This window comes from Priestia sp. USM5 (assembly GCF_058323215.1).
Window position 1 is genome coordinate 3,694,990 of record NZ_JBSGKN010000001.1, and the last position, 22,737, is coordinate 3,717,726.

17 protein-coding genes and 1 riboswitch are annotated in these 22,737 nt (G+C 37.5%); of the genes, 4 read left to right on the plus strand and 13 right to left on the minus strand.

The features are described from left to right. Positions 1-12 precede the first annotated feature (12 nt). Entirely contained in the window at positions 13-1,476 is a 1,464-nt protein-coding gene (gene treP, locus ACWATA_RS19540; protein ID WP_028412208.1) for a PTS system trehalose-specific EIIBC component, read from the minus strand. A 199-nt stretch (positions 1,477-1,675) separates the two neighbouring features. On the opposite strand from treP, the gene ACWATA_RS19545 reads away from it, so the two are divergent. Both ACWATA_RS19545 and ACWATA_RS19550 read left to right on the plus strand, forming a co-directional pair. Beyond that, a complete protein-coding gene (locus ACWATA_RS19545) occupies positions 1,676-1,849 on the plus strand; it encodes a YvzF family protein (protein WP_080754382.1) in 174 nt (57 codons plus the stop codon). A gap of 117 nt (positions 1,850-1,966) precedes the next feature. Then, positions 1,967-2,518 carry a shikimate kinase gene (locus ACWATA_RS19550; protein WP_473050129.1) on the plus strand — a complete coding sequence of 184 codons (552 nt, stop codon included), beginning with the start codon at positions 1,967-1,969 and terminating at the stop codon, positions 2,516-2,518. Between the two features lie 73 nt (positions 2,519-2,591). On the opposite strand, the gene ACWATA_RS19555 is transcribed toward ACWATA_RS19550, so the two are convergent. Both ACWATA_RS19555 and ACWATA_RS19560 read right to left on the minus strand, forming a co-directional pair. After that, positions 2,592-3,917, minus strand: coding sequence for an NCS2 family permease (locus ACWATA_RS19555; RefSeq protein WP_016763224.1), 1,326 nt, complete (start codon positions 3,915-3,917; stop codon positions 2,592-2,594). 490 nt (positions 3,918-4,407) lie between these two features. Continuing rightward, positions 4,408-5,751 carry a 5'-deoxyadenosine deaminase gene (locus ACWATA_RS19560; RefSeq protein WP_034269732.1) on the minus strand — a complete coding sequence of 448 codons (1,344 nt, stop codon included), beginning with the start codon at positions 5,749-5,751 and terminating at the stop codon, positions 4,408-4,410. A gap of 513 nt (positions 5,752-6,264) precedes the next feature. Between ACWATA_RS19560 and ACWATA_RS19565 the strand changes: the two genes are divergently transcribed. Together ACWATA_RS19565 and ACWATA_RS19570 are read left to right on the plus strand one after the other, a co-directional pair. Then, positions 6,265-6,843 carry a YkoF family thiamine/hydroxymethylpyrimidine-binding protein gene (locus tag ACWATA_RS19565; protein WP_235907397.1) on the plus strand — a complete coding sequence of 193 codons (579 nt, stop codon included), beginning with the start codon at positions 6,265-6,267 and terminating at the stop codon, positions 6,841-6,843. A 53-nt stretch (positions 6,844-6,896) separates the two neighbouring features. Further along, a complete protein-coding gene (locus ACWATA_RS19570) occupies positions 6,897-7,526 on the plus strand; it encodes a hypothetical protein (protein WP_034269729.1) in 630 nt (209 codons plus the stop codon). A 243-nt stretch (positions 7,527-7,769) separates the two neighbouring features. Then, positions 7,770-7,869, minus strand: a riboswitch (SAM riboswitch). Positions 7,870-8,038: 169 nt separating this feature from the next. Here ACWATA_RS19570 and ACWATA_RS19575 read toward each other — a convergent pair. From ACWATA_RS19575 to ACWATA_RS19620, 10 genes are all read right to left on the minus strand, one after another. Next, positions 8,039-9,358: an aspartate aminotransferase family protein gene (locus ACWATA_RS19575; RefSeq protein WP_028412199.1), complete on the minus strand. Its 1,320-nt coding sequence runs from the start codon at positions 9,356-9,358 to the stop codon at positions 8,039-8,041. A 360-nt stretch (positions 9,359-9,718) separates the two neighbouring features. Next, positions 9,719-10,306, minus strand: a complete 588-nt coding sequence (locus tag ACWATA_RS19580; RefSeq protein ID WP_034269720.1) for a histidine phosphatase family protein — start codon at positions 10,304-10,306, stop codon at positions 9,719-9,721. A gap of 12 nt (positions 10,307-10,318) precedes the next feature. Further along, positions 10,319-11,125, minus strand: a complete 807-nt coding sequence (locus ACWATA_RS19585; protein WP_047751572.1) for an alpha/beta fold hydrolase — start codon at positions 11,123-11,125, stop codon at positions 10,319-10,321. Positions 11,126-11,161: 36 nt separating this feature from the next. After that, positions 11,162-11,536, minus strand: a complete 375-nt coding sequence (locus tag ACWATA_RS19590; protein WP_014461362.1) for a DnaJ family domain-containing protein — start codon at positions 11,534-11,536, stop codon at positions 11,162-11,164. 454 nt (positions 11,537-11,990) lie between these two features. Continuing rightward, positions 11,991-14,867, minus strand: a complete 2,877-nt coding sequence (locus ACWATA_RS19595; protein WP_098113730.1) for an ATP-binding protein — start codon at positions 14,865-14,867, stop codon at positions 11,991-11,993. After that, positions 14,857-15,225 carry a response regulator transcription factor gene (locus ACWATA_RS19600; RefSeq protein ID WP_028412195.1) on the minus strand — a complete coding sequence of 123 codons (369 nt, stop codon included), beginning with the start codon at positions 15,223-15,225 and terminating at the stop codon, positions 14,857-14,859. The genes ACWATA_RS19595 and ACWATA_RS19600 overlap by 11 nt, the downstream gene beginning before the upstream one ends. A gap of 2 nt (positions 15,226-15,227) precedes the next feature. After that, positions 15,228-18,476 carry a hypothetical protein gene (locus tag ACWATA_RS19605; protein WP_473050130.1) on the minus strand — a complete coding sequence of 1,083 codons (3,249 nt, stop codon included), beginning with the start codon at positions 18,474-18,476 and terminating at the stop codon, positions 15,228-15,230. Further along, positions 18,473-19,882 (minus strand): glycosyltransferase family 2 protein, encoded by a 1,410-nt coding sequence (locus ACWATA_RS19610; RefSeq protein ID WP_473050132.1) that lies wholly within the window; start codon positions 19,880-19,882, stop codon positions 18,473-18,475. The genes ACWATA_RS19605 and ACWATA_RS19610 overlap by 4 nt, the downstream gene beginning before the upstream one ends. Continuing rightward, positions 19,872-20,921 (minus strand): HEAT repeat domain-containing protein, encoded by a 1,050-nt coding sequence (locus ACWATA_RS19615; protein ID WP_473050133.1) that lies wholly within the window; start codon positions 20,919-20,921, stop codon positions 19,872-19,874. Before ACWATA_RS19615 ends, ACWATA_RS19610 begins: the two co-directional genes overlap by 11 nt. After that, positions 20,922-22,529: a GGDEF domain-containing response regulator gene (locus ACWATA_RS19620; protein WP_473050134.1), complete on the minus strand. Its 1,608-nt coding sequence runs from the start codon at positions 22,527-22,529 to the stop codon at positions 20,922-20,924. Positions 22,530-22,737: the final 208 nt, after the last annotated feature.

Below are 22,737 nucleotides of genomic sequence, written 5' to 3' on the forward strand. Positions count from 1 at the left end.
TAACACCACCATTTAATTCTTAGAATTATGTTGAAATGAGTCTGTACCCGCGACCGTTGATGTAACGGTTGATTTTTTCTGAAGCTTTCCGAGCGTTAACGTTAAAAGAAACGGCACAACGATTACGATGACCATTCCAATAATAAAAGGCGGCCAGCTCTGTGGAACAATTGATAACGGAGCTGGTATACCCCCAATTCCTACCGACGCTGCTTTCACTCCGGCTACAGATATGACAATACCGGCAATAGCTGAACCAATCACTGCAGAAATAAAAGCAAATCTAAAACGCAAATTCACACCAAACATTGCAGGTTCCGTAATGCCAAGCCACGCTGAAACCCCTGACGTTAAAGATAATCCTTTTAATTTCTCATCATCTTTTGAAAGAACCATTATCGCGAAAGCCGCAGAGCCCTGTGCAATATTCGATAATGCTACCATTGGCCATAAGAACGTACTCCCTACGCTTCCAATCAGCTGTAAATCTACGGCCAAAAATGTATGGTGCATCCCTGTAATAACAAGAGGAGCGTATAAACCTCCATATACAAGCCCTCCAATAAATGGAGCCGTTTTAAACAGCCATACAACTGCATCTGTAATAACATTTCCTATTGCAAATGTAATTGGACCAATTACAATAAAAGCGAGAAACCCTGTTACTAAAAGAGCTACAGGTGCTACAATCAAAAGTTGAAATCCATCCGGTATGCGTTTTCGTAAGAATAATTCGATTTTTGCCAAGACGAATGAAGCGACTAATACGGGTAAAACCTGTCCTTGATAGCCTACTTTCTCAACATGCAGGCCAAATAAATTCCACGTATCGATACTTCCTTTTTTTAATGCTTCTCCGTAAGACCAAGCATTTAGCAAGTCAGGATGTACCAGCATGAGCCCAAGGACAATTCCAAATAAAGGACTTCCTCCAAAACGCGTAACAGCTGACCACCCAATAAGAGCTGGCAAAAAGGCAAAAGCCGTATTCGCAATTAAATTAATCATGCTTGCGAAGTCTTTCCACTGTGTATGAACATCTACGATTGATTTATCATCGTAAAAAATTCCGGCTCCTGTTAGTACATTATTGATTCCCATCAATAAACCCGCGGTTACGATGGCCGGTAAAATAGGAATAAAAATGTCAGCTAATGTTTTTATTGCGCGCTGCAGCGGATTTAAGTTTTTAGCCGCTTCGTTTTTCACTTCTTCTTTTGATAGCTCGCCTATACCTGTAAGCGCCACCATTTCTTTATATACTTTATCCACCGTGCCTTGACCAATGACAACTTGAAACTGGCCGTTTGTAGAAAAAGATCCTTTTACTAATTCGTGCTCATCTAGCATACGTTGATTGACTTTACCTTCATCTTTTAAAACAAGTCGAAGGCGCGTTACACAGTGCGTTGCAGCAGAGATATTTTCTTTTCCACCAACGGCTTCTACAATGCGTTCAACAGATTCTCGATTCATGTCTTTTCCCCCTTGTTTCCGCTTTCATTTCACTCCTATATCTCCTATCCCCCATATAAATCTCACCACAAACCTGTATATACAAGTTTTATGTTTTTATTCTAACCTGTATATACAAGTTCGTCAACAAAAATAAAATTACTTCTTTTTCATTTCATGATATAGTCAAAAAACAAAGTGTATGGAAGGAGACATTACAATGCTGCAAGTAAGATTAATGGGAACACAAGAAGAAATTAATGAAGCAATCAAACAATTTGAACAGAACTACCATATAGAACATCAGTCAAAAGAATATACGCGAAGCGCTAATCCAAAATATGAGCACAAAAAAGATACTCGAGTGTATCTTTCTATGCATCCTAAAAAATAATTTCTGCTTTATTTCAGAGAAGAATAGTAGCTTTTACAAACTAAAGGATTTATATTATAATTTCAGTATTTACTATAACATCCGATTTGTATTTAAAAATCAGAAAGAGGCTTAAAAATGGCATATAACGACATATCTCTTAGAGAGAAAAGTATTGTGTTTATCGGCTTTATGGGGGTAGGAAAAACAACTATTGGCGAAATGGTTGCCAAAAAATTGTATAGAGATTTTGTTGATATAGATCAAGAAATCGAAAAAGAATTTAATATGCCTACTTCTCAGATTTTTAAAGGGCACGGTGAAACTTTCTTCAGGCAAAAAGAAAAAGAAGTAATAAGTCGACTTTCACAGCAGCGCTTAAAAATCATTTCCTTAGGGGGAGGCGCTTTTTTACAAGAAGAAATTCAAGAGATTTGTTTATCTAACTGCATCGTATTCTTTTTAGATTTGTCTTGGGATTCTTGGAAAGAACGCATTAGTTTGATCATTGATAGCCGTCCTGTTTTACAAGGAAGAAGCTTAGAAGATATTGAAAAGCTATTTTACGACCGTCAAGCTATCTACTCAAACCACCATTCAAAAGTTGAAACTGATAATTTGGATATCGAAGAAGTAGCTAACTATATCGTTGATTCATTAAAAACAGCTTGGGATATTTATCAACCTTAATGAAATATAGGTTTGTTCCCTCAACAAGCCTTTACAAAAAAGACGTAGCTTAATGCTACGTCTTTTTTCATTCCTAATGGGAACTCATATAAAAATTGATAAAAAAGGCAATGGTGATTACATACATCATCCAATGAATTTCGCGATGGCGTCCTGTAAACAGTTTAATCGCTGTGTATGAAATGAAGCCGAATGCTAACCCTTCTGCAATGCTGTAGGTTAACGGCATCATGACAATTGTTAAGAAAGCGGGAACAACTTCAGTGAAATCGTCGAAGTTAACGTTTCGAATGTCACTTAGCATAAGCGAACCAATAATAATGAGTGCTGGAGCAGTAGCAACGCTTGGGATAAATTGAATAAGCGGTGCAAAAAACAAGGTAAATATAAATAAGATGGCAACCGTTAATGCCTTTAAGCCGGTACGCCCTCCTTCTGCAATACCTGTTGCATTTTCAATATACGTATTTAACGCAGTGCTTCCAAAAATAGCACTCGCCATTGTACCAATTGAATCTGCTGCAAGCGCGCGATTTAAACCTGGAATTTTACCGTTTTTATCTACTAAGTTTGCTTTTTTAGATAGTCCAATCAATGTCGCTAGCGTATCAAATAATTCTACGATGGTGAAAGAAAATACAACTGAAAAAATGCCGTAGGCAACTGCACCCTTTAAATCCATTTGAAAGAATGTTTCTCCAACGCTTGGCGGCGTAGCTGAAAAGACGTCTTTCAGAGAATGAGGAACTGCTTGTACTCCTACAATCATTGCTAATATTGTCGTAGCAAAAATACTTATAATAAGAGCACCTTTTACATTTTTAGCCATCAGTACAGCTGCTAATATCAGCCCAAAAATAGCAAGTAACGGGCCTTTATCCATGACATTTCCAAGCCCTACAAAAGTAGACTCGTTTGCCACAACTAATCCAGCGTTTTTCAAACCGATAAACGCAACAAAAAGACCAATTCCAACTGCTATTGAAGACTTTAATACGTTCGGAATGGCATCAATAATCTTTCCGCGTATTCCTGTTACCGTTAAAACAAAAAATAAGACCCCGGATATAAAAACTGCTCCAAGTGCCGTTTGCCATGACAATCCTTGTCCTAATACTACTGAATACGTAAAAAACGCATTTAAACCCATCCCTGGACCGGTTACAATCGGGAAGTTTGCCCATAGAGCCATCAGTAACGTACTAAATACAATGGCATAAATGGTAGCTGCAAGAGCCGCTTCTCGAGGGATACCCGCGTCAGACATGATAATGGGATTGACGATTACCATATAACTGACCGTCATAAAAGTTGTAAGTCCTGCTAGTATTTCTTGTTTTGGTGTTGTGTTGCGCTCTGATAGTTTAAACAAGCGCTCTAATATTCCGTTACGCTCCAACACGCGCGCCTCCCTACTTCTAAAAAAAATAAAAAATCCTACCTATTCAAATGTCCTAAAAAGGACACGATTTAGGAGGATTTTACGTTTCAAAGTAAAATCTTTTGTCCTATTATAGTCTTAATTTGTAGATATGCAAAGGTGGAAAACGCTATCATTATAAAAATTTTTATCTTCCGTTAGTTTGGAATTTTGAAAATTTATTTCTCTTATCTTTTTAGTCTGTTGCAAGAGTACTCTTTTTACTCATTTATACAAAAAAGAGATTGAGACATAACTAAATAAATCCATTCTAAAGACAAATAAATGGAATAATCGCAGGAGTCTACGCCATGTCCTTCAATCAACAGCTAGAAGCAACTAAACAGATGAAACCTACGTTCACCTTGACAACAAAAAACTCAAATTATTAATCAATAACTCCGATTAATAATTCGAGTTTTACTTTTGTTAAAATACTTTTATCCCGGCCTCTTCTTCGTTTTACATCTTACGAAATTAAAAGTGGAATTCTTTTTAAAAGACGATCTATCGAATGATTTGCCTCTTTCAGCACAATTCCCTGGTCAATGGTTTTTAGCACGCGATTCTCCATCACAATTTCACCGTCAACCATTGTTAGTTCTACATCTCCTCGCGTTGCTGAATACACAACTCTGGAAATAGGGTCTACGCCGTAAGATGGAAAAGTATGAAGCTGATTTAAATTTAAAATGGCAAGATCTGCTTTTTTCCCAACCTCTAAACTTCCAATTTCTTTTTCAAGCCCAACTGCTTTCGCTCCTCCGATTGTAGCCATTTCGAGCACGTGCTTTGCATTCATGGCTGTTGGTCCGTAAGAGGGTTTATGAATCGTAGCGGCCAGCCTCATTTCGTTGAACATATCCAAATTATTATTACAAGGAGCACCATCAGCGCCAAGGCTTAAAAATACACCTTGCTCTAATAAACTGGGCACATCTGCGATTCCCGATGCAAGTTTTAAGTTTGAGCCTGGGCAATGACTGACTTTTACTCCTTGATTCTTAATAATTTGCTTTTCTTGATCGTTTAGCCACACACAGTGCGCTAAAATAAGGCGCTCATTGGCTAATCCTAAATGGTCTAAGTACATGATATTTCTCATACCCGTTTCAGCTTCTACAATGCGAATTTCTTCTTGATTCTCAGAAGCATGAGTATGGACATGAACATTATAGGCAGCTGATAAATGGCTCACTTCACGCAGCAAATCTTCCGTACACGACAGCACAAATCTTGGGGAGAATGCGTATCGAATACGACCGTTATTTGAATTATGCCATTTTTCAAGCAGCTCTACGCTTTCTTTAATCGAGTCAGCCGTTGTCTCCTGCAGAGCTTTTGGCAGATCGTCGCCTTTTTTATCCATCATTACTTTTCCTGCAAGAGCTCGGATTCCACTCTTAGATATAGCTTGAAAAGCAGAGTCTGTATGATGAACAGTTTCCATATCGACAATTGTTGTAGTCCCGCTTTGAATGAGTTCACCGATCCCTAACAGTGCTGAATAATAGATAGATTCTTCATCATGCGAAGCTTCAAGCGGCCATATTTTCTTCTTTAGCCAGTCTAGCAGCTCTAAATCATCTGCTTGCCCTCTAAAAAGCGTTTGACATAAATGAATATGAGTATGTATAAAGCCCGGCACAATCGTTTTATTTGCTGCGTCAATGACTTTATCTACCTTTTCCGGATGCAGATTTTTCCCGATGGCTGCAATACGATTTCCAACAATATAAAGGTCACCGTAAATAATATCATTCTTCTCATTCATCGTAATAATCTCTGCATTTTTAATTAATGTGTGCGTCATACCTTCTTTCCCCTCTTTCGTAACATCTATCTATTTCTAGCTCAAACCGAACACTAACATCTTCAAGCAATCTTTCTTACACTGGTCTTAAATATATATGGTGCATGCTCTGAGTTGAATAAGTGCAGGTAACCTCATGGGCGATAGAGACTTTGGGTAAAAAAAATTCCTAGCTGATTATACAGCTAGGAGGTTGGATTTATGATAAAATCCCAAGTCCCTTTTTCAAGAGGTTATACGAAATCGCAGGAGAATAATGTGATCTTGTATTTATAATATGGTGTTTTCAGTCTATATACCAGCTTTTTGTCAGAAGTTCTAACATTGTTTTTTTATTCTTTTTCACTATGTGACTTTTCTTGACACCCTTAATTTTCATGTTATGCAATTTATTCTCGTTTCTTCTATGTAATATTTACTAAAAATAAAGAATCTATCTTCTGTTTCTATACAAAACAGAAAAGTTATTTTATGATTTGTATGATTAAAAAACTACAAATCTATATTTTAGGGGTGATTAACTTGGAAAAAATAAATGTTGGCTGTCGTTTTACGCTTTCCGTTATGAGCGATAACTTCATCGATATTATTTTAAGCGCACTAAACGAAGTGGATATGTCTAAAGTTCAGCGAAAAACGGACCGTGTTAGTACGTTTATTGAAGGAACTGCCAAAGACGTATTTGAAGTTGTACAGGCCATTTATAAAAGTGCTGGAAAATCAGAAAAGCATATTGTGCTGAATGCCACGTTTTCAACAGGGCGTCACGAAGAATATTTCGAAGAAAGAAAAATAAACTCAAAAGAAAACATGCCTTTAAACCAACAGCTTTGTGCTTCGTTCCCTGTATCCACTCAATTTTCTTTGTATCCATTAGATACGCCGCATTATGTAGACATCATCAAAAGCGGAATTGGCGCAGTTAAACAACAGGGAGTATTTGCCGAAACCGTGCCTTTTGCAACAGCTTTAGAAGGAGATGTGGACAAAGTATTCGCTTCTCTATACGAATGCTTTATGAAATCTGTACAGCAAGCTCGTGTCGTGATGACAGTTAATATGTCAGCACACAGCCCTTCTTCAAAACGATAAATTACTTCTTATCTATTTATAAAGATAGAGTACTAGAAAGGATTTATATGAATATGGCTACAAAAAGAACGTTTTTTGCTTTTTCCCTGATAGGTGCATTATTATGTCTATTAGTCGTACCAAACTCTGTTCAGGCTAGTGAAAAACCTGCTCATTTAACGGTTGCTTCTTACACGCAGTTCTTGAAAGGGCAAGGTGATAAAAGTTCACTGTATGAATTTTCAAAACTGTCGCGTCAACAAAAACAAAAAGTTGTACAATCACTAAGGGATCCATCTCTGTTCAAAATGGATATTGAAGAGAGCAGCGGCACGGTCGAAGCTGCAAGTACAGCAGCATACGGAGCAAAAACGGCTTCACCTTTATTCAAAACAGCAGCTTATACGGCTTCTTATAAAGCGGCTGGATTTACAACAACAAAACTAACGGTGTATGTAGATTATTACACAAAAAGCTCCTCAGTAACTTCAGTCAAAAGTGTACGAGGTGTGGTCACAAAAAACGTAAACCCCCTTGTGTCTATTTCAAAAAAGAGCTCAAAATCTTGGGTACAAAATAATCGAGCCTACGGGCGAATTGACTGGCAGTGGAAAGTTGCAGCTAAAAATGCTGGAATCAAAAGACAAACCGCTTATGGTACGGCTTCCGGCGCTTCTGGCGGATCTACAGCTACAGTCAATTGATAATGAGGAATAAACGATGAAAAAAATGATGTGGTGGATTATTGGTATTACGGCCGGGATGCTTTTACTAGGAATTCTGGTAGGTTATTTATCATTTTACAGCATATAAAAACAGCAGGTAATTTCACCTGCTGTTTTTTATCTAAATGTTATATTCTTGTCATAAAATTAAAACCTCCACTTACAGTGTCTAAGTGCCTGTAAGAAGAGGTTGGGATCACAATTGTTAGTAAGCCTGGTCTCTTCTCATCTTTCAAGCACTGCTTGTGGGAGTTGGCACGGTTCTATAAAGTCCGTTGCCGAGGTTTCACAGGGCCTATCCCTCCGCCTCTCTTGATAAGAAGTTTGTCGAATTTTGTTGATAATTGTTGATAAGATAAATATTATGTTACATGCTGCACAAACAGATGTCAACTACTTTTCAGAAAATTGTTTTCCCTCTAAAACTATGATATCGCTACCATTACTATGACAACTAGGTTACAAATATATAAATTTTTTATATTTTTTTATTACGCTTTTACAGCTGACTTTTTCTCAAAAGAAGTAATAGCCTCATCTAGCATACGAATGCCGTCATCTATCTGTTCTTTTGTCACAGTAAGCGGAGGTACCATGCGAATAACTTCACTTGCATTTCCGCAAAAATAAAATAACACGCCTTTTTCTAAAGCTAAGTCCAAAATCTCGAATAAAGCGTCTCCATCTCCTTCTCCCGTATGCGGATTAACAATTTCAATTCCAATCATAAGTCCTAAACCACGGATATCTCCAATAACTGAATGTTTTTCCTTTAAAAGATGCAGCTTTTCTAATGCATAAGCGCCCATTTTTTTCGTGTTATCCAGCAGCTGTTCTTCTTTCATCACTTCAAGAGTTGCAAGAGCTGCTGAACATCCGATAGGATTCCCTCCAAATGTTGTACTATGTGTGCCAAGAGGCCACTGCTTCATTAATTCTTGAGAAGCGACCGTTGCGCTAAGCGGAATTCCAGAAGCAATTCCTTTTGCTATAGCCATGATATCTGGTACAACATCAAACGTTTGGCCAGCAAACCATTCACCGGTACGGCCAAACCCTGTTTGCACTTCATCGAAAATAAGTAATATTCCGTGACGATCACAAATCTCTCTTAACTTCTTCATCCAACTTTTCGGAGGGATAATATAGCCGCCTTCGCCTAATACTGGTTCCAAAATAACGGCCGCCACTTCTTCAGGCGTGACTTGGTGCTTAAACAGTATTTCAAAATCTTTTTCAAGCTTTTCAGTAAAGTATACATCGCTGTCTAGCTCCGCAGGGCACTCTTTTGGATTGGCATATGGAATTTGATATGTCAGTCCCGAAGGCTGCTGAAATTGTCTATATTTGCTTTTCGATGTTGTAACACTTAAAGCTCCCATCGAGCGGCCATGAAAACACCCTAAAAAAGAAATAACATACGGACGCTTTGTAACATGCCTCGCTAATTTCAAGGCTCCTTCAATTGCTTCGGTGCCACTATTTCCAAAGAAAAAGCAGTCTAAATTGCCCGGCGTTACTTTTCCTAACTCATCGGCTAACTTTAATATCGATTCGTACATAATGACACCTGAGGGACCGTGCAATAATTGATCTGCTCCGTCTTTGATTGCTTTTACTACTTTCGGATGTCTGTGTCCTACATTTGTCGTAGCGATTCCAGAAGTAAAATCGAGATATTCTTTACCATCCAATCCATAATAATAGCATCCTTCTTCTTTCACAACGGGCAAATTCGGATGATCTTTAGCCATTGTGGGTGCTAGCAATTCAGGCATTCTTTCAAATAAGTGACTCCAATCTTTAGACATACTACATCCTCCTTGAAATTATACAAATCAATTAATCTTATTCCGAAATATAGTTACTTATTAAACAATATTAGGAAATCCAGTTATACTAAACGCTTTAATAGAATAGTAATAAAACTTATTTTACTATGCATTTTTATTAAAATCAATTGTATAAATATTTATATATATAATTAATATGCGGAGTCTCATCCCTTCCGCTTTTCCCATAGGAGTCTTCGCCTTTCCCTCCAATCAACAGCCAGAAGTACTTACATATATGAAACCTGCGTTCACCATAACCATAAAAAAATCCGAACGATTAATCGTTCGGATCCCCCCTCAACTAAAATACTACTGTCACAGCCTCTTTAAGTATATTTATTCAAGATGTTTGGCATCATTGATTGTTTCAAGACGCCATTTTCCACTTTCATAAGCAAAAGTTGTAATCGATGTATTTTGTAAAATAGTAGTCCCTGTTCCTTGTTCTCCGCTTGTTACATGATGAATGAATGTATTAATTGCCGCCCCGTGACTAACAACTGCTACTTTCTTTCCAATAGACTCCTTCATGATTTCCGTTAAACGCCGAACCATCCGTTCTTGAGCGGCTTCGAGTGTTTCAATATTATATAAAGGTTCTTCTCCCCAATTTGTCGCATAGTTTGGCACAAGATCATGCAGAACTTCTACGTTCTTTGATTCTAATTCTCCAAAAGAGCGCTCGCGCAGCTGCTCACAAACCTCGACTTTCTCTACTTTAGCGACTGCGGCAATTTTCCTAGCCGTCTCCTGCGCACGAAGCAAATCGCTTGTGTAGACTACATCAATATGGATATCTTTAAAACGTTCCGCTACGCGTTTGGCTTGTTGCTTTCCTGTTTCGTTGAGCGGAATATCAGCATGCCCTTGAATAAGTTTGTTTTTATTCCAATCTGTTTGGCCGTGTCTAATTAAGTAAAGCATCGTAATCCCCCTTTAATCTCGTTTTAAAAATTGATAAACAGCTTTATCAACCTCTGAGCTTTCATGTAAATCCGAATGTGCTTCATGAAACGTTTGGAGATGAATGTGTTCGGTAAACTCTTGCAGTCCGTATGCACTTTCTACTGTTACCACTCCATCTGTCTTATCTCCCACATCTCCTGCTCCTGAAAAAACGTCGATCTCTTTTGAGAAATCTTGACGACTTTCGTATAGCTTGTTTAACGCTATAGAGTGAAAAGCTAAATCACGAGCCCCCATAGATTCAATATGATTGCGTGCATGAGGATACATCTCCATTAATTCCTGATAATCTAATCCTTGAATTGGCGATCCTAACGTAACTAACTTTTGAATATATTGAGGGTTAGCCAAACTAACTGCTGCTGCTGTTACTCCTCCCATACTATGTCCAACTAAATCAACAGAAGATGCTTTATATGTATCACGTACATCTTGCATAATAGCTTCAATCCATTTTTGCTGCTGTGCAATACTGGCATCTGGCTTTTTAAAGACGATATGAATAAGCGGGAGTTTTCCCTCTTTTGCTTTCATAATGTGCTTCCACTGAATAGCTCCATCTTTTTGAACGACGCAGTAACCTACTTTAGTTCCCCATCCGTTTTGTTCAAATCGTTTAATCATTTTCCCTAAGCTTTTTTGACTGCCTAAATAGCCATGAATAAATAAAACCGGCACATTTTTCGATTGGGCGCCTCGTTTTATTTGTGGGGCAAAAATATAAAAACAAAGCGAAATAAATAATATGATACTAATCAATAAAATTAACAGCCGCAAGTTCTCACCCTCCGATCGTCTCGTCTATTACACTCATTAATAAAAAAATTTGGAGTAAATTTTATTCTGATACGTCCTGTAAGCTGCAGAACTTGTCATCTTTTTCTTGTCAACGAGCTGCTCAAAGCGCAAACGCTTTTCCGTAAGCATCTCTGTTAGCCTTTGTTCTTCATTAGCATCCGTGCATATAGAAATCAATTCTTCTATTGTAGCCATATCTCGTTTTAGCTCTTGTTCATCACTTATCATATTTGCATTTTTCAACATCCTATACGCTTGGCGCAGTTCTTCAGGTATATGTGATAAATCTTCTAACTTTAATGGTTTTCCTTCCCCAGGCAGCTTATCAAAGTCACCGTCTTTTATTGCTTGTCTAATTCTTTCTTCAGCAATTATATACGCAATATCCAAGGAAAGACCTCCTTTAAGAAAATATAAAATTCAATCTTACCTTCTATATAAAAGATGTATAAAAAACACAGCTTTTATAACCGTATTTTTTATTATACTATGATTATAAAAATTGAACTACCTTCACTTCTTGGAGAGACTATCCTCCCTTTGTGAAATCGTTTCTAGAGCTTCACTCCTTTCACTATCAAACTTTCTTGAGCAGTTTGTTAACGAGCTGAAAGTCAATAAACGATTCTGCATGAGGTTTTGTTATCTTATCTTACTATATTTATACAAAAAAGCCTCCTTACGCATGTAAGGAGGTGGAAAAAGGTAATTCTAAGGTCATCATGTTATGCCTACTTTCTATAAAACCACATTTTGATAGCGTTTTCAATGTTTTTTTATTACTTTACTAATTTTCTTTTCGTTTAATGAGACTCCGTACATATAACGAAGCCTCACCAAATTTCTACTCTTCTTTATCTGATGGAATCATAATTTCTCCTTCATGCTCTTGTTTTTTCAAAAGCAGCTGGAGAATGGTTTTAGATAATTTACTAGGCTGATAGGGTTTAATCAGAAACTCACACACTCCAAGCTCTAATCCTTTGCTTCTTTCGTCTAAAGCAGATGAGATTAAGATAGGAATTTTTTCTGTCTCTGTATTTTCTTTGAGATGCCTTAAAACATCCCAGCCGTCTAACTTATTTTCTCCTAGCATGATATCTAGAACAACCACTTCAGGCTTTTGCTGATGAATAGAGTTTAATGCGTCTTCTCCGTTATTAAAATACCGAACGTGAAAGCCGCTTTCTTTTAATTCTACCTGTAAAAGCGTCGCTAAACTTTTATCATCTTCTACAATCACTACGCTTTTACGGTTATCATTCGCACTTATCATCATTTCTTCATCGTACTGAACTTCATGTAGAAGCGGGAGAACAACCGTGAATGTTGTTCCTTTTTTCCATTCTGATTGTACAGTAATGTCTCCACCATGAGCTTTTACAATTTCTTTTACAATTGCTAACCCTAGACCCGTTCCGCCAATTTTGCGCATATCGGAGTTATCTACTCTGTAGAATTTGGTAAACAAATGTCCTAGCGCTTCACTTGGTATACCAATTCCTTCATCTTGAATATCAATATAAACAGCGTGTTCCTTTTGATACACTTTAACTGTAACGTTCCCTCCATCGGGCGAATATTTTACTGCATTGCTAATTACATTATTAAACAATTGCAGAAGCTTATCTTTATCTCCCATTACTGTAAAATGCTCTTGATCGGAAATCATATCAAATTCATGCTTACTTGTTTGTATGTTCTGGACCTCAATCACCTGCTTAATAAGTGGCAGAATGTCTTGATACTTTTTATCGTAGGTTTGTTTCCCCGCTTCCATTCTTTGGACATCCAAAAAATCGTTGATTAAAGAAGTTAACCGCTGTGCTTCCTGATAAATAGTAGTTAAATACTTCTTCTGTCTTTCTTCTTTTAATGTTTTGTTTAGCATAAGCTCAGTGAACCCTAATACACTTGCTAAAGGTGTGCGCAGCTCGTGACTCACAGTGCTTACAAATTCCGACTTCATCTGATCAACTTCAAATTCTTTCGTAATATCACGATGAACGAACAATACGCCAAACATCTGACGGTTTCGATATACGTATTCGCTATAAACTTTTATAACTTTTCGCTTACCTTCCGTGTGCAGATAATAAACAAAAGACTTTTCTACTTGCTCTCCCTTACAAATGGCTTTAACGTATTGTCTTAGCTCCTCTATATTTTCGACTTTTTGAGAGAGAGCATCTAGCCATTGATCGCGAGAAAGCTGAAGAAGCCCGCTTTGATGCTCATATTGAAACAATTCGCTAGTCTTCGTATTCACTTGTAGAATCGTACCGCTTGTATCTACAAGCTGCATTCCTTCTTGAATCGAATTTAAAATATCTTGAGATAGCAGTCTGTCATGCTCAGACTCTTCGTAAATATAAATTTTTTCAAGAGCAATCGTAATTTGTTTGGCCAATATTTCAAATGTCTGTAATTCATGTTCTGTGTATTCATCCGCGTAGCGGCTGTAAAACATATAGGCTAGCATATCTCCCTGTGAAGACAGCACCGGTACGATAACATCATACAAATAAAACGTTTGCCGATGATATAGGCGCTCATGTTCTATACACTCTCTTTTTACTACCATACATTTTTTCGTCTTTTGCACATGATCAATGTAATTATTATGAAGGTTTTTCATCATCTGTTGAACACTTGATGAAGATAGACCAAATGAAGCATGTGTCTTTTCATCGGTTAGCATAATAAAACCGTGATCAGCTTTCATTACTCGGCTCATGTTTGTGACAGCACTCGTGAGAACTTCTTGCTTTTGAAGAGAATTTGTTAGTCCATGCACAAATAAATTGCGCAATTCTAACTCGCCTTCTCGTTCCTTTGTCAATTCCAATGCGTGCTGAAGTTCATCTTGCTGACTGTGCAACTCATCTTGCTGTGCAATCAGCTCTTCATTTTGAGCCGTTAACTCCTGTTCGTTATTTTGCAAAGTCGATACCATTTTGTAAAAGGCCTGAGATAGCATACCGATTTCATCTCTTCTATGTTCATCAAATGTCATAGGCATTTCTTTTCCCGCAGCAATTTCGCTTGCCGTATATGCTAGCTGACTCAGCGGCTTTACAAACTTATTTAGCAATACCCGTGTAAGCAATAATAAAATGACCACTGTAAACGCTAAAAATAAAATAAAGAACGTTTGACTTTTCTGCATGTCACTCGACGTGTCATCGTACTGTGTATTTAAGTCTTTAGTTAATTCATTTTGGTAGTCATCAAGTTCTTTTTGCATTTGTTCTATTGATTTAGAAGCAGCCTTCCGCTCAGGACTAGAGCGGACTCCTTCAATGCCTTTTTTGTCGTAAATATCTTTAAAATAAGGAAGCGTTTGATTAAAATACGTGTTTAGCATCACCGTCGCTTCATTTACAAACGTACGTTCACGTCTATCTGCCGCTAGACCTGAAAGTCGATCAAGATTTTCTTCGATACTTTTTTGCTGACTTGCAGCCTCGTTATACATATCCTCTGAATCAAATGCAATAAACCCACGAGCCTGCAAAAAAGCTCTGTTCATTGATTTATCAATTGTAGATAGCAGCTGTGCCTTTTCCCGTACTTGTGCCCTGTACTGGGCATAATCAGCTGTAATTTCTTTTTGCCGTACAACAAGTACAGTTGAACCCGCCGCAAAAGCAAGTAAAAGGATACTTGCTAAGAAGATGAACTGGATTGAGATACTTTTTCGTTTTAGTTTATTGTTCATCTAAAATTTCCTCAACACGTTCGGCTAGCAATAGGGGACTAAACGGTTTAGACATAAAATACGCAGCCCCTGCTTCTAACACCCGGCTTTGATCAGCAGCTTGATTCTTAGCTGAAAGCATCAATACTTTTGTATGGCGCTTATCTTTCATTTCTTTTAGCTGCTGAATGACTTCAAGCCCGGTGAACACGGGCATCATATAATCCAAAATAATTAAGTCAAAATCACGTTCTTTAATAAATTCCAACGCTTCTTCGCCGTTTTCTGCTTCCGTCACTTCATGTCCTTCATCTTCAAGCGTATCTACCACTAACATACGAAGCACTTCTTCATCTTCCGCTAATAAAATTTTTGCCATTGTTATTCCTCCGCTTGTAGTCGTCCATACGTTTTTTGCAATATGAAGTAGGACGGCTTTATTCGTTCGTAAAAAGTTGGATACTCCCAATTTTTCCACTTGTATAAGTAAAAATCTTTTAATAAAAGTTCTCCTTTTTTCTGAGTCGGAAACGTATCTTCCACGTCATTGCTCTTCTTATTAACAGCTACGACCCCCACTTGAATTCCTTTCATTTTCTCGCTGGATTCCAGTCCTTTTTTGGACCAAATATCTCCCATTATTTCTTTTTGACTCGGGTCTTTTACATTTAAAAGCGCCCAAGGAATGCGAAGTTCAGCAATTCCATTTGATTCATTCACTTTAAAATCTGCTAGCGAATCAAATGAAGAAGAATTAGGATCGCTGTTTCCTTCTTGGAGCTTCCCAGTTTCATAGGCGTCAAAAGGAATGGTTCTCTTGTTTTTCCCCTCTCCAATCGCTAACTCTTTGTTAAGGGCGAGCCTGATTGGATTAAACATGCCGTTATCTTTTGTATCGGTTCCTTTTACAGATGGAATCATTTGAAGCTGATGGGCATACGAAAAATAATACGTATCGTAATAGCTGTCTATCCACAAGTGACTGTCTTCTTTCCCGTTTAATTCTGCTACAAAATCAATTCCTTTTGTTTTTAAAGAAGGAATTTGAGGAATCTTTGACTGTCCCTGATTGTTAATTGTGTTAAACAAGAAATAAAGCTTTTGATCTTCCAGCTCTTTTGCACTCACGTGTAGATATAGATAACCTTCATCACTTGTAATGTTCAATGCTTTTAACTTCTTAGACGGCTTATATACCGACTTGCTGTTCAGCCTTTTCCAATCATCTGATTTGCCGTCTACTTTGACTTTCAGCTTTGTTCCTGGATCAAAACTCAACAGGCCAAAATGCTGTTCTCCCGTTTGCAAATTCGTCCAAAATGGCCTGCGGTTCGGATTGTCGTACTCCATCGTATTCCACGTTCGCTTAAACCATTCATCTTGCCATGTAAAGACCATACCGCCAGCCATTTTTTCTTCAACAATATCTTCGTACAAGCGTGACAGAATCTTTCCTTGTTCTTGTTCCGTATGAAAGCCTTGATCCCATCCGTATACGTTTCTATGGGTGAGTCCTCGCGAAGCCGGAATGCCAAATTCAGCAACAAGCACGGGCATATGATGAACTTCTTTCATATTTTGCAAATAACCTGCGTAGTTATTTTTCTCTCCTCGATGATCGCGATAAGCGAGATAACGAGGTTCATAGTTTAAGAAATCAGGATAGTAAGGATAAATATGATAAGAAGCAAATAATCCCGGCTCAAATTTTTTAGTTGTGTGAATTAAATTAGGATTAACAGACACTTTATCTTCGTCTTCAGAAGGCTCATATGGATGAGTCAATAAATCCGTCGTCACCCAGTTCGTAAAGCTCATAGGCCGCTGCCAATCATATTTATCCTGCTCATAGGAAATTGTTTTTTCCATAAGCTGCGCAAGCCAAATTTCAAAGGGATTGCCTTTTTCCGTATAGATGTACTTCCCTTTAAAATCTTTCATTCCTTTATGTTTTTCATTTGTCGAAAGGGCTACCGTGGGATCCCATTCAACTCCTATAATCCAGCCTAAAACATAAGGAGACACGTCTGCTGTATACGTTCCGCTTGCATGTCCCGTCCGTTTTGGCAGTGTTGCATTTCCATGAATAACGTTTACAATCCTTTTCATTTCAGCTTCAAATTCTTTTGTATTTTCCTTTGCAAAAGCATCTTGTGAATCATAGAAAACTTCTTCATTCACCCATACTCCATGAAAAAGATAAATGGGTTCTTTGGCTTTTTGGTTATACTCAGCAAGCGCTTCATAAAAGCCGGGAGGGTGAATAGTGTATACGCGGATTGAGTTTGCATTCATCTTGCCAATTTCTTTAAACCAGCGTAAATATTCTTCTTTCGAAATAGCGGTCTCACCAGGGAAATGGCCTGGCTTACTAATGCCCATATTTACTCCTTTAATCAGCAAATCTTTCCACTTGCCGTTTTGATAAACTTGCAAATAATCTTTTCCTACTTTCCCTGCTACTTTACGGTCAGCATCTTCATAGATTTCCATATTTTCATTAAAAGTAACAGAAGCAGGCTGCGATGCATTTTGCTGTTGATCTATAATCTTATTCATAAGAGGCAGATAAACAGTCCAGTAAAAAGAAGACTCATCTTCTTTTCCGATTTTCTCTGTCCATTTCTTCCACACCGGGTAAAAAGAGGTTTGATAAATGGAAGGTACTTCTCCTTGATCTGCAAAATCTCCTGCAAAGTAATAAGTATCATATCGCTCTTTATTATGATGAACGACTGCTGGTATGGACAAAGGAATACCATTTTCCTTTAGCTTGTTTTTTCCTTCAGAATCCAAGTGAAAGACAAACTGAGCCTGCACATCACTTTTTTGCTGGGGTGTAATTACGTCAAACCAATATTGATAAGCAGATTCATCCTGTAAATTAAATGTTTTTTTTCCTTGTTTTGTATATTGAAACCATACTGGATTTTCTTTTAATTCTTTTTCCGTTATAATAACGAGCTTATTGGATTCATTAACAAACAGTAAGCCTTTGCCCGTAAGGTTCCACTCTTTGTTGTACTGCTTTTTGTAAGCACTTTTCACCCAAGCAGGAACTTCTTCACTGCCGAATTCATCAAAATAGCGACCAATCCAGCCGGACCACGTAACATTGTACAATTCATACAGTTCTTTGCGAACGTCTAGAGAAGTAGGACTTCCAAATGTATTAAACTCTCCAATCAGCGTTTTTGTACGTCCATTCAGTGCTTTCTTAACGTAGCTCACGTCTTCAGAAGTCATGCCGCCATACACCAGCTGAGAACGATCTCCTCTTTTAGCTTTTACGCCTAAATCTTCTTTGTATACGCCATACGTGTCCGTGATATAAATCATATCTGCAGAGTTTGTTTTTGGCAGAGATTTAATGCTGTATGTTTTATCTCCATTCGGATAAAACCCTGCATAATCTTTTGAGATTTCATAAGGCTTCCCGTCTTTGCGTACTTTCGCTTGATTCAGCATCCACATTAAGCCCTGATGCTCTCGAAACGTTTGATCTGGCACTGTTTTATCAATGACAAGCATATTCAAATCATTTGGTTTCTTTAGCTGCCAAATAAGAAATGGCGAAGCCGTTACTGCCATAACCAAAATAATGCCGCCGATTAATAACCATTTTTTCATTGTGAAACTCCTTTTCGCTGCATGTCTCCCCAGCCTTTTTTATTGCGAATAACGTCCAACAATCCATGACAGCGCCATATAACAGTTAGAGGGCGATACCAAAAGGATTCAGTCAGGGAAAAGACAAACAGCTTAGCGATATCAGATACTTTTGGATATTTGCGAAGGCTCCACTCTTCTAGCAAAACAGCCGCCATCGAATAAAGAGAACCATATACAACCATTAAGAGAAAAAGCAAATACGCAAATTCCACATAAATCCCGCCTACCACTAGAGAAATAACAATAAACAAATAGCCTAACATTTCCATGACCGGCCCGATTAGTTCAATAAACACAAAATAAGGCATAGAAATCATTCCGATACTTCCGTATTTCGGATTAAACAGCATCTCTTTATGCTTCCAAAGACTATCAAATAAACCGCGGTGCCAGCGGTTTCGCTGTCTTCGCAAATATTTGATTTCATCAGGTGCCTCTGTCCAGCATACAGGATCTGGAATATAAACAATTTGATTGTTGGCTTTTTTCTGTTTAATCAGTCGGTGGAGGCGAACAACAAGCTCCATGTCTTCGCCGACTGTATGAGAATAACCCCCAGCTTCAATCACCCAGCGTTTAGAAAATACGCCAAATGCTCCTGACACAATAAGTAATAAATTATGGCGACTGAGACCAATGCGCCCCATAAGAAAGGCACGTAAATATTCAATAATCTGCATCACAACAAGCGGCTGCGTATCAAGTCCAATCGATACGACCGCACCGTTTTCGATTTTACATCCGTTTGCAATTCGAATACTTCCTCCTGAAGCAATTACTTCTCCGTCTGAATCAATAATTGGCTTCATAACTTTTAAAAAAGCGTCTCTTTCCAACACTGAATCACCATCGATCGAACAAAAATAAGGATAGTTGGATAAATTAATTCCTGCATTTAATGCATCTGACTTTCCTCCATTTTGTTTATCGACTACATATAAATAATCGTATAATTTAGAACGATATACAGCTTTTACTTCTTTCGTCTCCACTTGCTTTCTCACAACTCGATTCATTTTCACAAGAGAAAACTCTTCGATGAGCTTTTCTAACGTATCATCTGAAGATCCATCATTTACTACAATTACTTCATATTCCGGATATTCAATTCCAAGCAGCGAACGCACGCTTCCAATAATTCCGACAGATTCGTTATAAGCGGGAACTAATATAGATAACGGCGTTGTATAGCTAACCGCAAGCAAATCTTCATAAGGTTCTTCATCATTTAATTGATATTGCTTTCGCAGTTGAAAAACAGAGATGATAAACATCATAAAATAAAAACAAAGCACAAAAATCATATAAGCAAATACAGCCCATCCGCAAATGGACAAAAAAAGATGCCAAACACTATTCCACAACCGTAATTCCTCCCTTTTCAAGCCATTCTGCTGCCATATCTTTCGAAAACTTGTCATAAGTCGTTTCATATACATGAACTAAGTATTCCTTACCTGTTGGGATTTTCATCATTGACTGAGCAGCATTCGAACGCACAAGAAAATGAGAATCTTTCAGCGACTGCTCGAGAAGTGACAATCCCTTCTCATCTCTCGTTTTGCCTACTAGTTTGGTAGCCATCATTCTCTCTTGCCACATATCTGATTGAAGATGTTTCGTGAGCTCCTCTACTTTTAATGGAAAAGATAAAGCGTTAAGTGATTTCAACGAACGAATTCGCAGTTCTTCTGATGAACTTTTCATGTGCATTTTTAAGAAATCGATATACTCTAACTTATGATTGATACCGATCATATCGATAAGTGGCAGCTGAATTTCTTCTTGCAGGTCTTCAAATTTATTAATAAATTGCTGAAACTGCTCACTGTTCATAGTTCCAAACAAAGAGCGGTACATAAATTCAGACAGCGGTTTAGAGGCATTCGTCATATACACAACAAACTCAGGACGGTTTAGCTTAACTAAAATCTTTAAAATTTGATTTTTTTCAGCCGCTGTACTATTTTTTTTCTCATACATTTCTACTAATTGGTCTGTTAGCGTAGTAAGACCAAAATCTTCAATAGCATAAAGGGCATTCATTCTGACACTCCACCTAGAATGATGCAGCTCTTTTTTATATTTGGGTGTAAAAACCTTCTCCGCATAGAGCGTGATGTTATTTCGGATGTCATCACCTTGCACAGCTGCAGAAAAACCGCTCAATAGTTCCTCTAGACCCGCCAGCTCTATTTTATTTTTAGGCTCTATCCGATGTTCTTCATCTTTTCTGTATAAATAAATAAAAAGAGATTCTTTTATACTATCTTTATAGGATTCTACTTTTGCCCGGAAAGCGTTTAAACGCGCTTTTTGAATAAGTAAATAACTTAGAAAACAAACCAACAGCAATAGCAATCCGCTAAATAAGATATATACCACTTGAATTGACATCGCCATTTATTTCACCTTCTTCATTAAATGACGTACGCGCGCTTCAAGCTCCATTAACTTAAATGGCTTTGTCATGTAATCGTCTGCCCCAAGTTCTAACGCTCTTTGAATATCTTGTTCGCTGTTTCGTGATGTAAGCATAATAACCGTGTACTGATCGTGACGTTTCTGCTGCCTTAATTTTTGCAGCACTTCTAAGCCATCCATCTTAGGCATCATTCCATCTAAAATAACAAAGTAGTGATCGCTAGAGTGAATCCATTGGGACTCAAAAAATTCGATGCCGTCTTTAAACACTTCTATTTTCACTTCATAACGATTTCCTACATCAATCTTACTTAAAAGCTCTTTCAGCATCGTTCGAATGATAGAATCATCATCAATAATAGCCATACGAAGCGTTCGCTTTTTAACCAGCTTGCTTTGAGAAGAAGCTACAATTTTTTGACGTCCTGATTCCTTCGCTATATATAATGCTTCATCAGCTTGATGAAGCGCTTTTTCTAACGGCCATTCATTGTTATGAACTTCTACAACTCCGCCGGAAAAGCTGCAATAAAACGAATTGCTTTGATGTGTGAACACTTTTTTCACAAAGGAATCCAACAGTCTATTTAATACTGTTTCTGCCTCTTTTATATTGGTTTTTGGCAGTAAAAGAATAAATTCTTCGCCTCCATATCTAAAAATGTGATCTGTTGGACGAATTTCATGCTTCATATACTCTACAAATGCTTGCAGCACGCGGTCTCCCATAAGATGTCCATACTGATCATTTATTCTTTTAAAGAAATCTAAATCTAAAATTGCTAAACAAAAAGGATCTTTTAAGCGGTCGTAGCTGGATAGCTGCTGACTGTAGATTTCTTTTAAATACGTTCGGTTATAGGCTCCTGTTAATTCATCAAACATTAAATAGGAGTTAAACATTTGCTTTCGTTCAATATGGTGACCAATTCGAAGTAGACTTTCTTCCAAATCGAAAGGTTTAACAAGGAAGTCATCGGCCCCTAATTTAAAAGCCTTCAAACGCGTCTCTCTTTGATTATCAACGCTCATCATGACAATCGGGACGAACAGTTGCTTTGTTTTATCACGTAAAAATGAAAGAATGTCAAAGCCTGTACAGTCTTTCATATGTACATCAACAACAAAACAATCCGGCTTTAATTCGTAAAAAGCCGTAATGGCTTTTTCTTTAGATGCAGTTGCTAATACGTACCATCCCTGCTTTTCAAACTGTTCTTTTAAATACATCAGCATTGAAAGATCGTCGTCCACAAGTAAAATGCTAGCTGTTTGTTCACTGATTTCTATCGGTTTATTTATATCTTCTGCGGATTGAATTTCATCTTGATAACAAATTTTAATAATATCTAATAAAAAAGTATTCAACTCCGCGTAATCCCAGATTTTTTTCTGTTTTTTTTCAACAGCTTCCATTAACGCGCGGGAACGATCTCCTAAATAATGCAGTCCAATAGTCGCAGACGTTCCAGAAATTGAATGCAAAAAGCGGTACACCTCTTCATGAGGTATTTCTTTATTTTGATCAGTCCACTCTTGCAGCTGCTTACGCACATTAGCTAATAATGCAATTTGATATTTATCCATCTTATACACCCTTTGTTCGATATAGTTAACACTTACCCCATATTACTCCATCCATTTTTCTATAATATTTTGTAAGTAAATGAAATATTTTCTTACTTTTATTTTAAGTATGTTTTTTCCAAATGAAAAGCAATTCCTTTTTAACCATACTTTTCCTCCAATGATTTTACTTTAAAATGATTCTTTTTTCACTCATTATTTTTCTTTC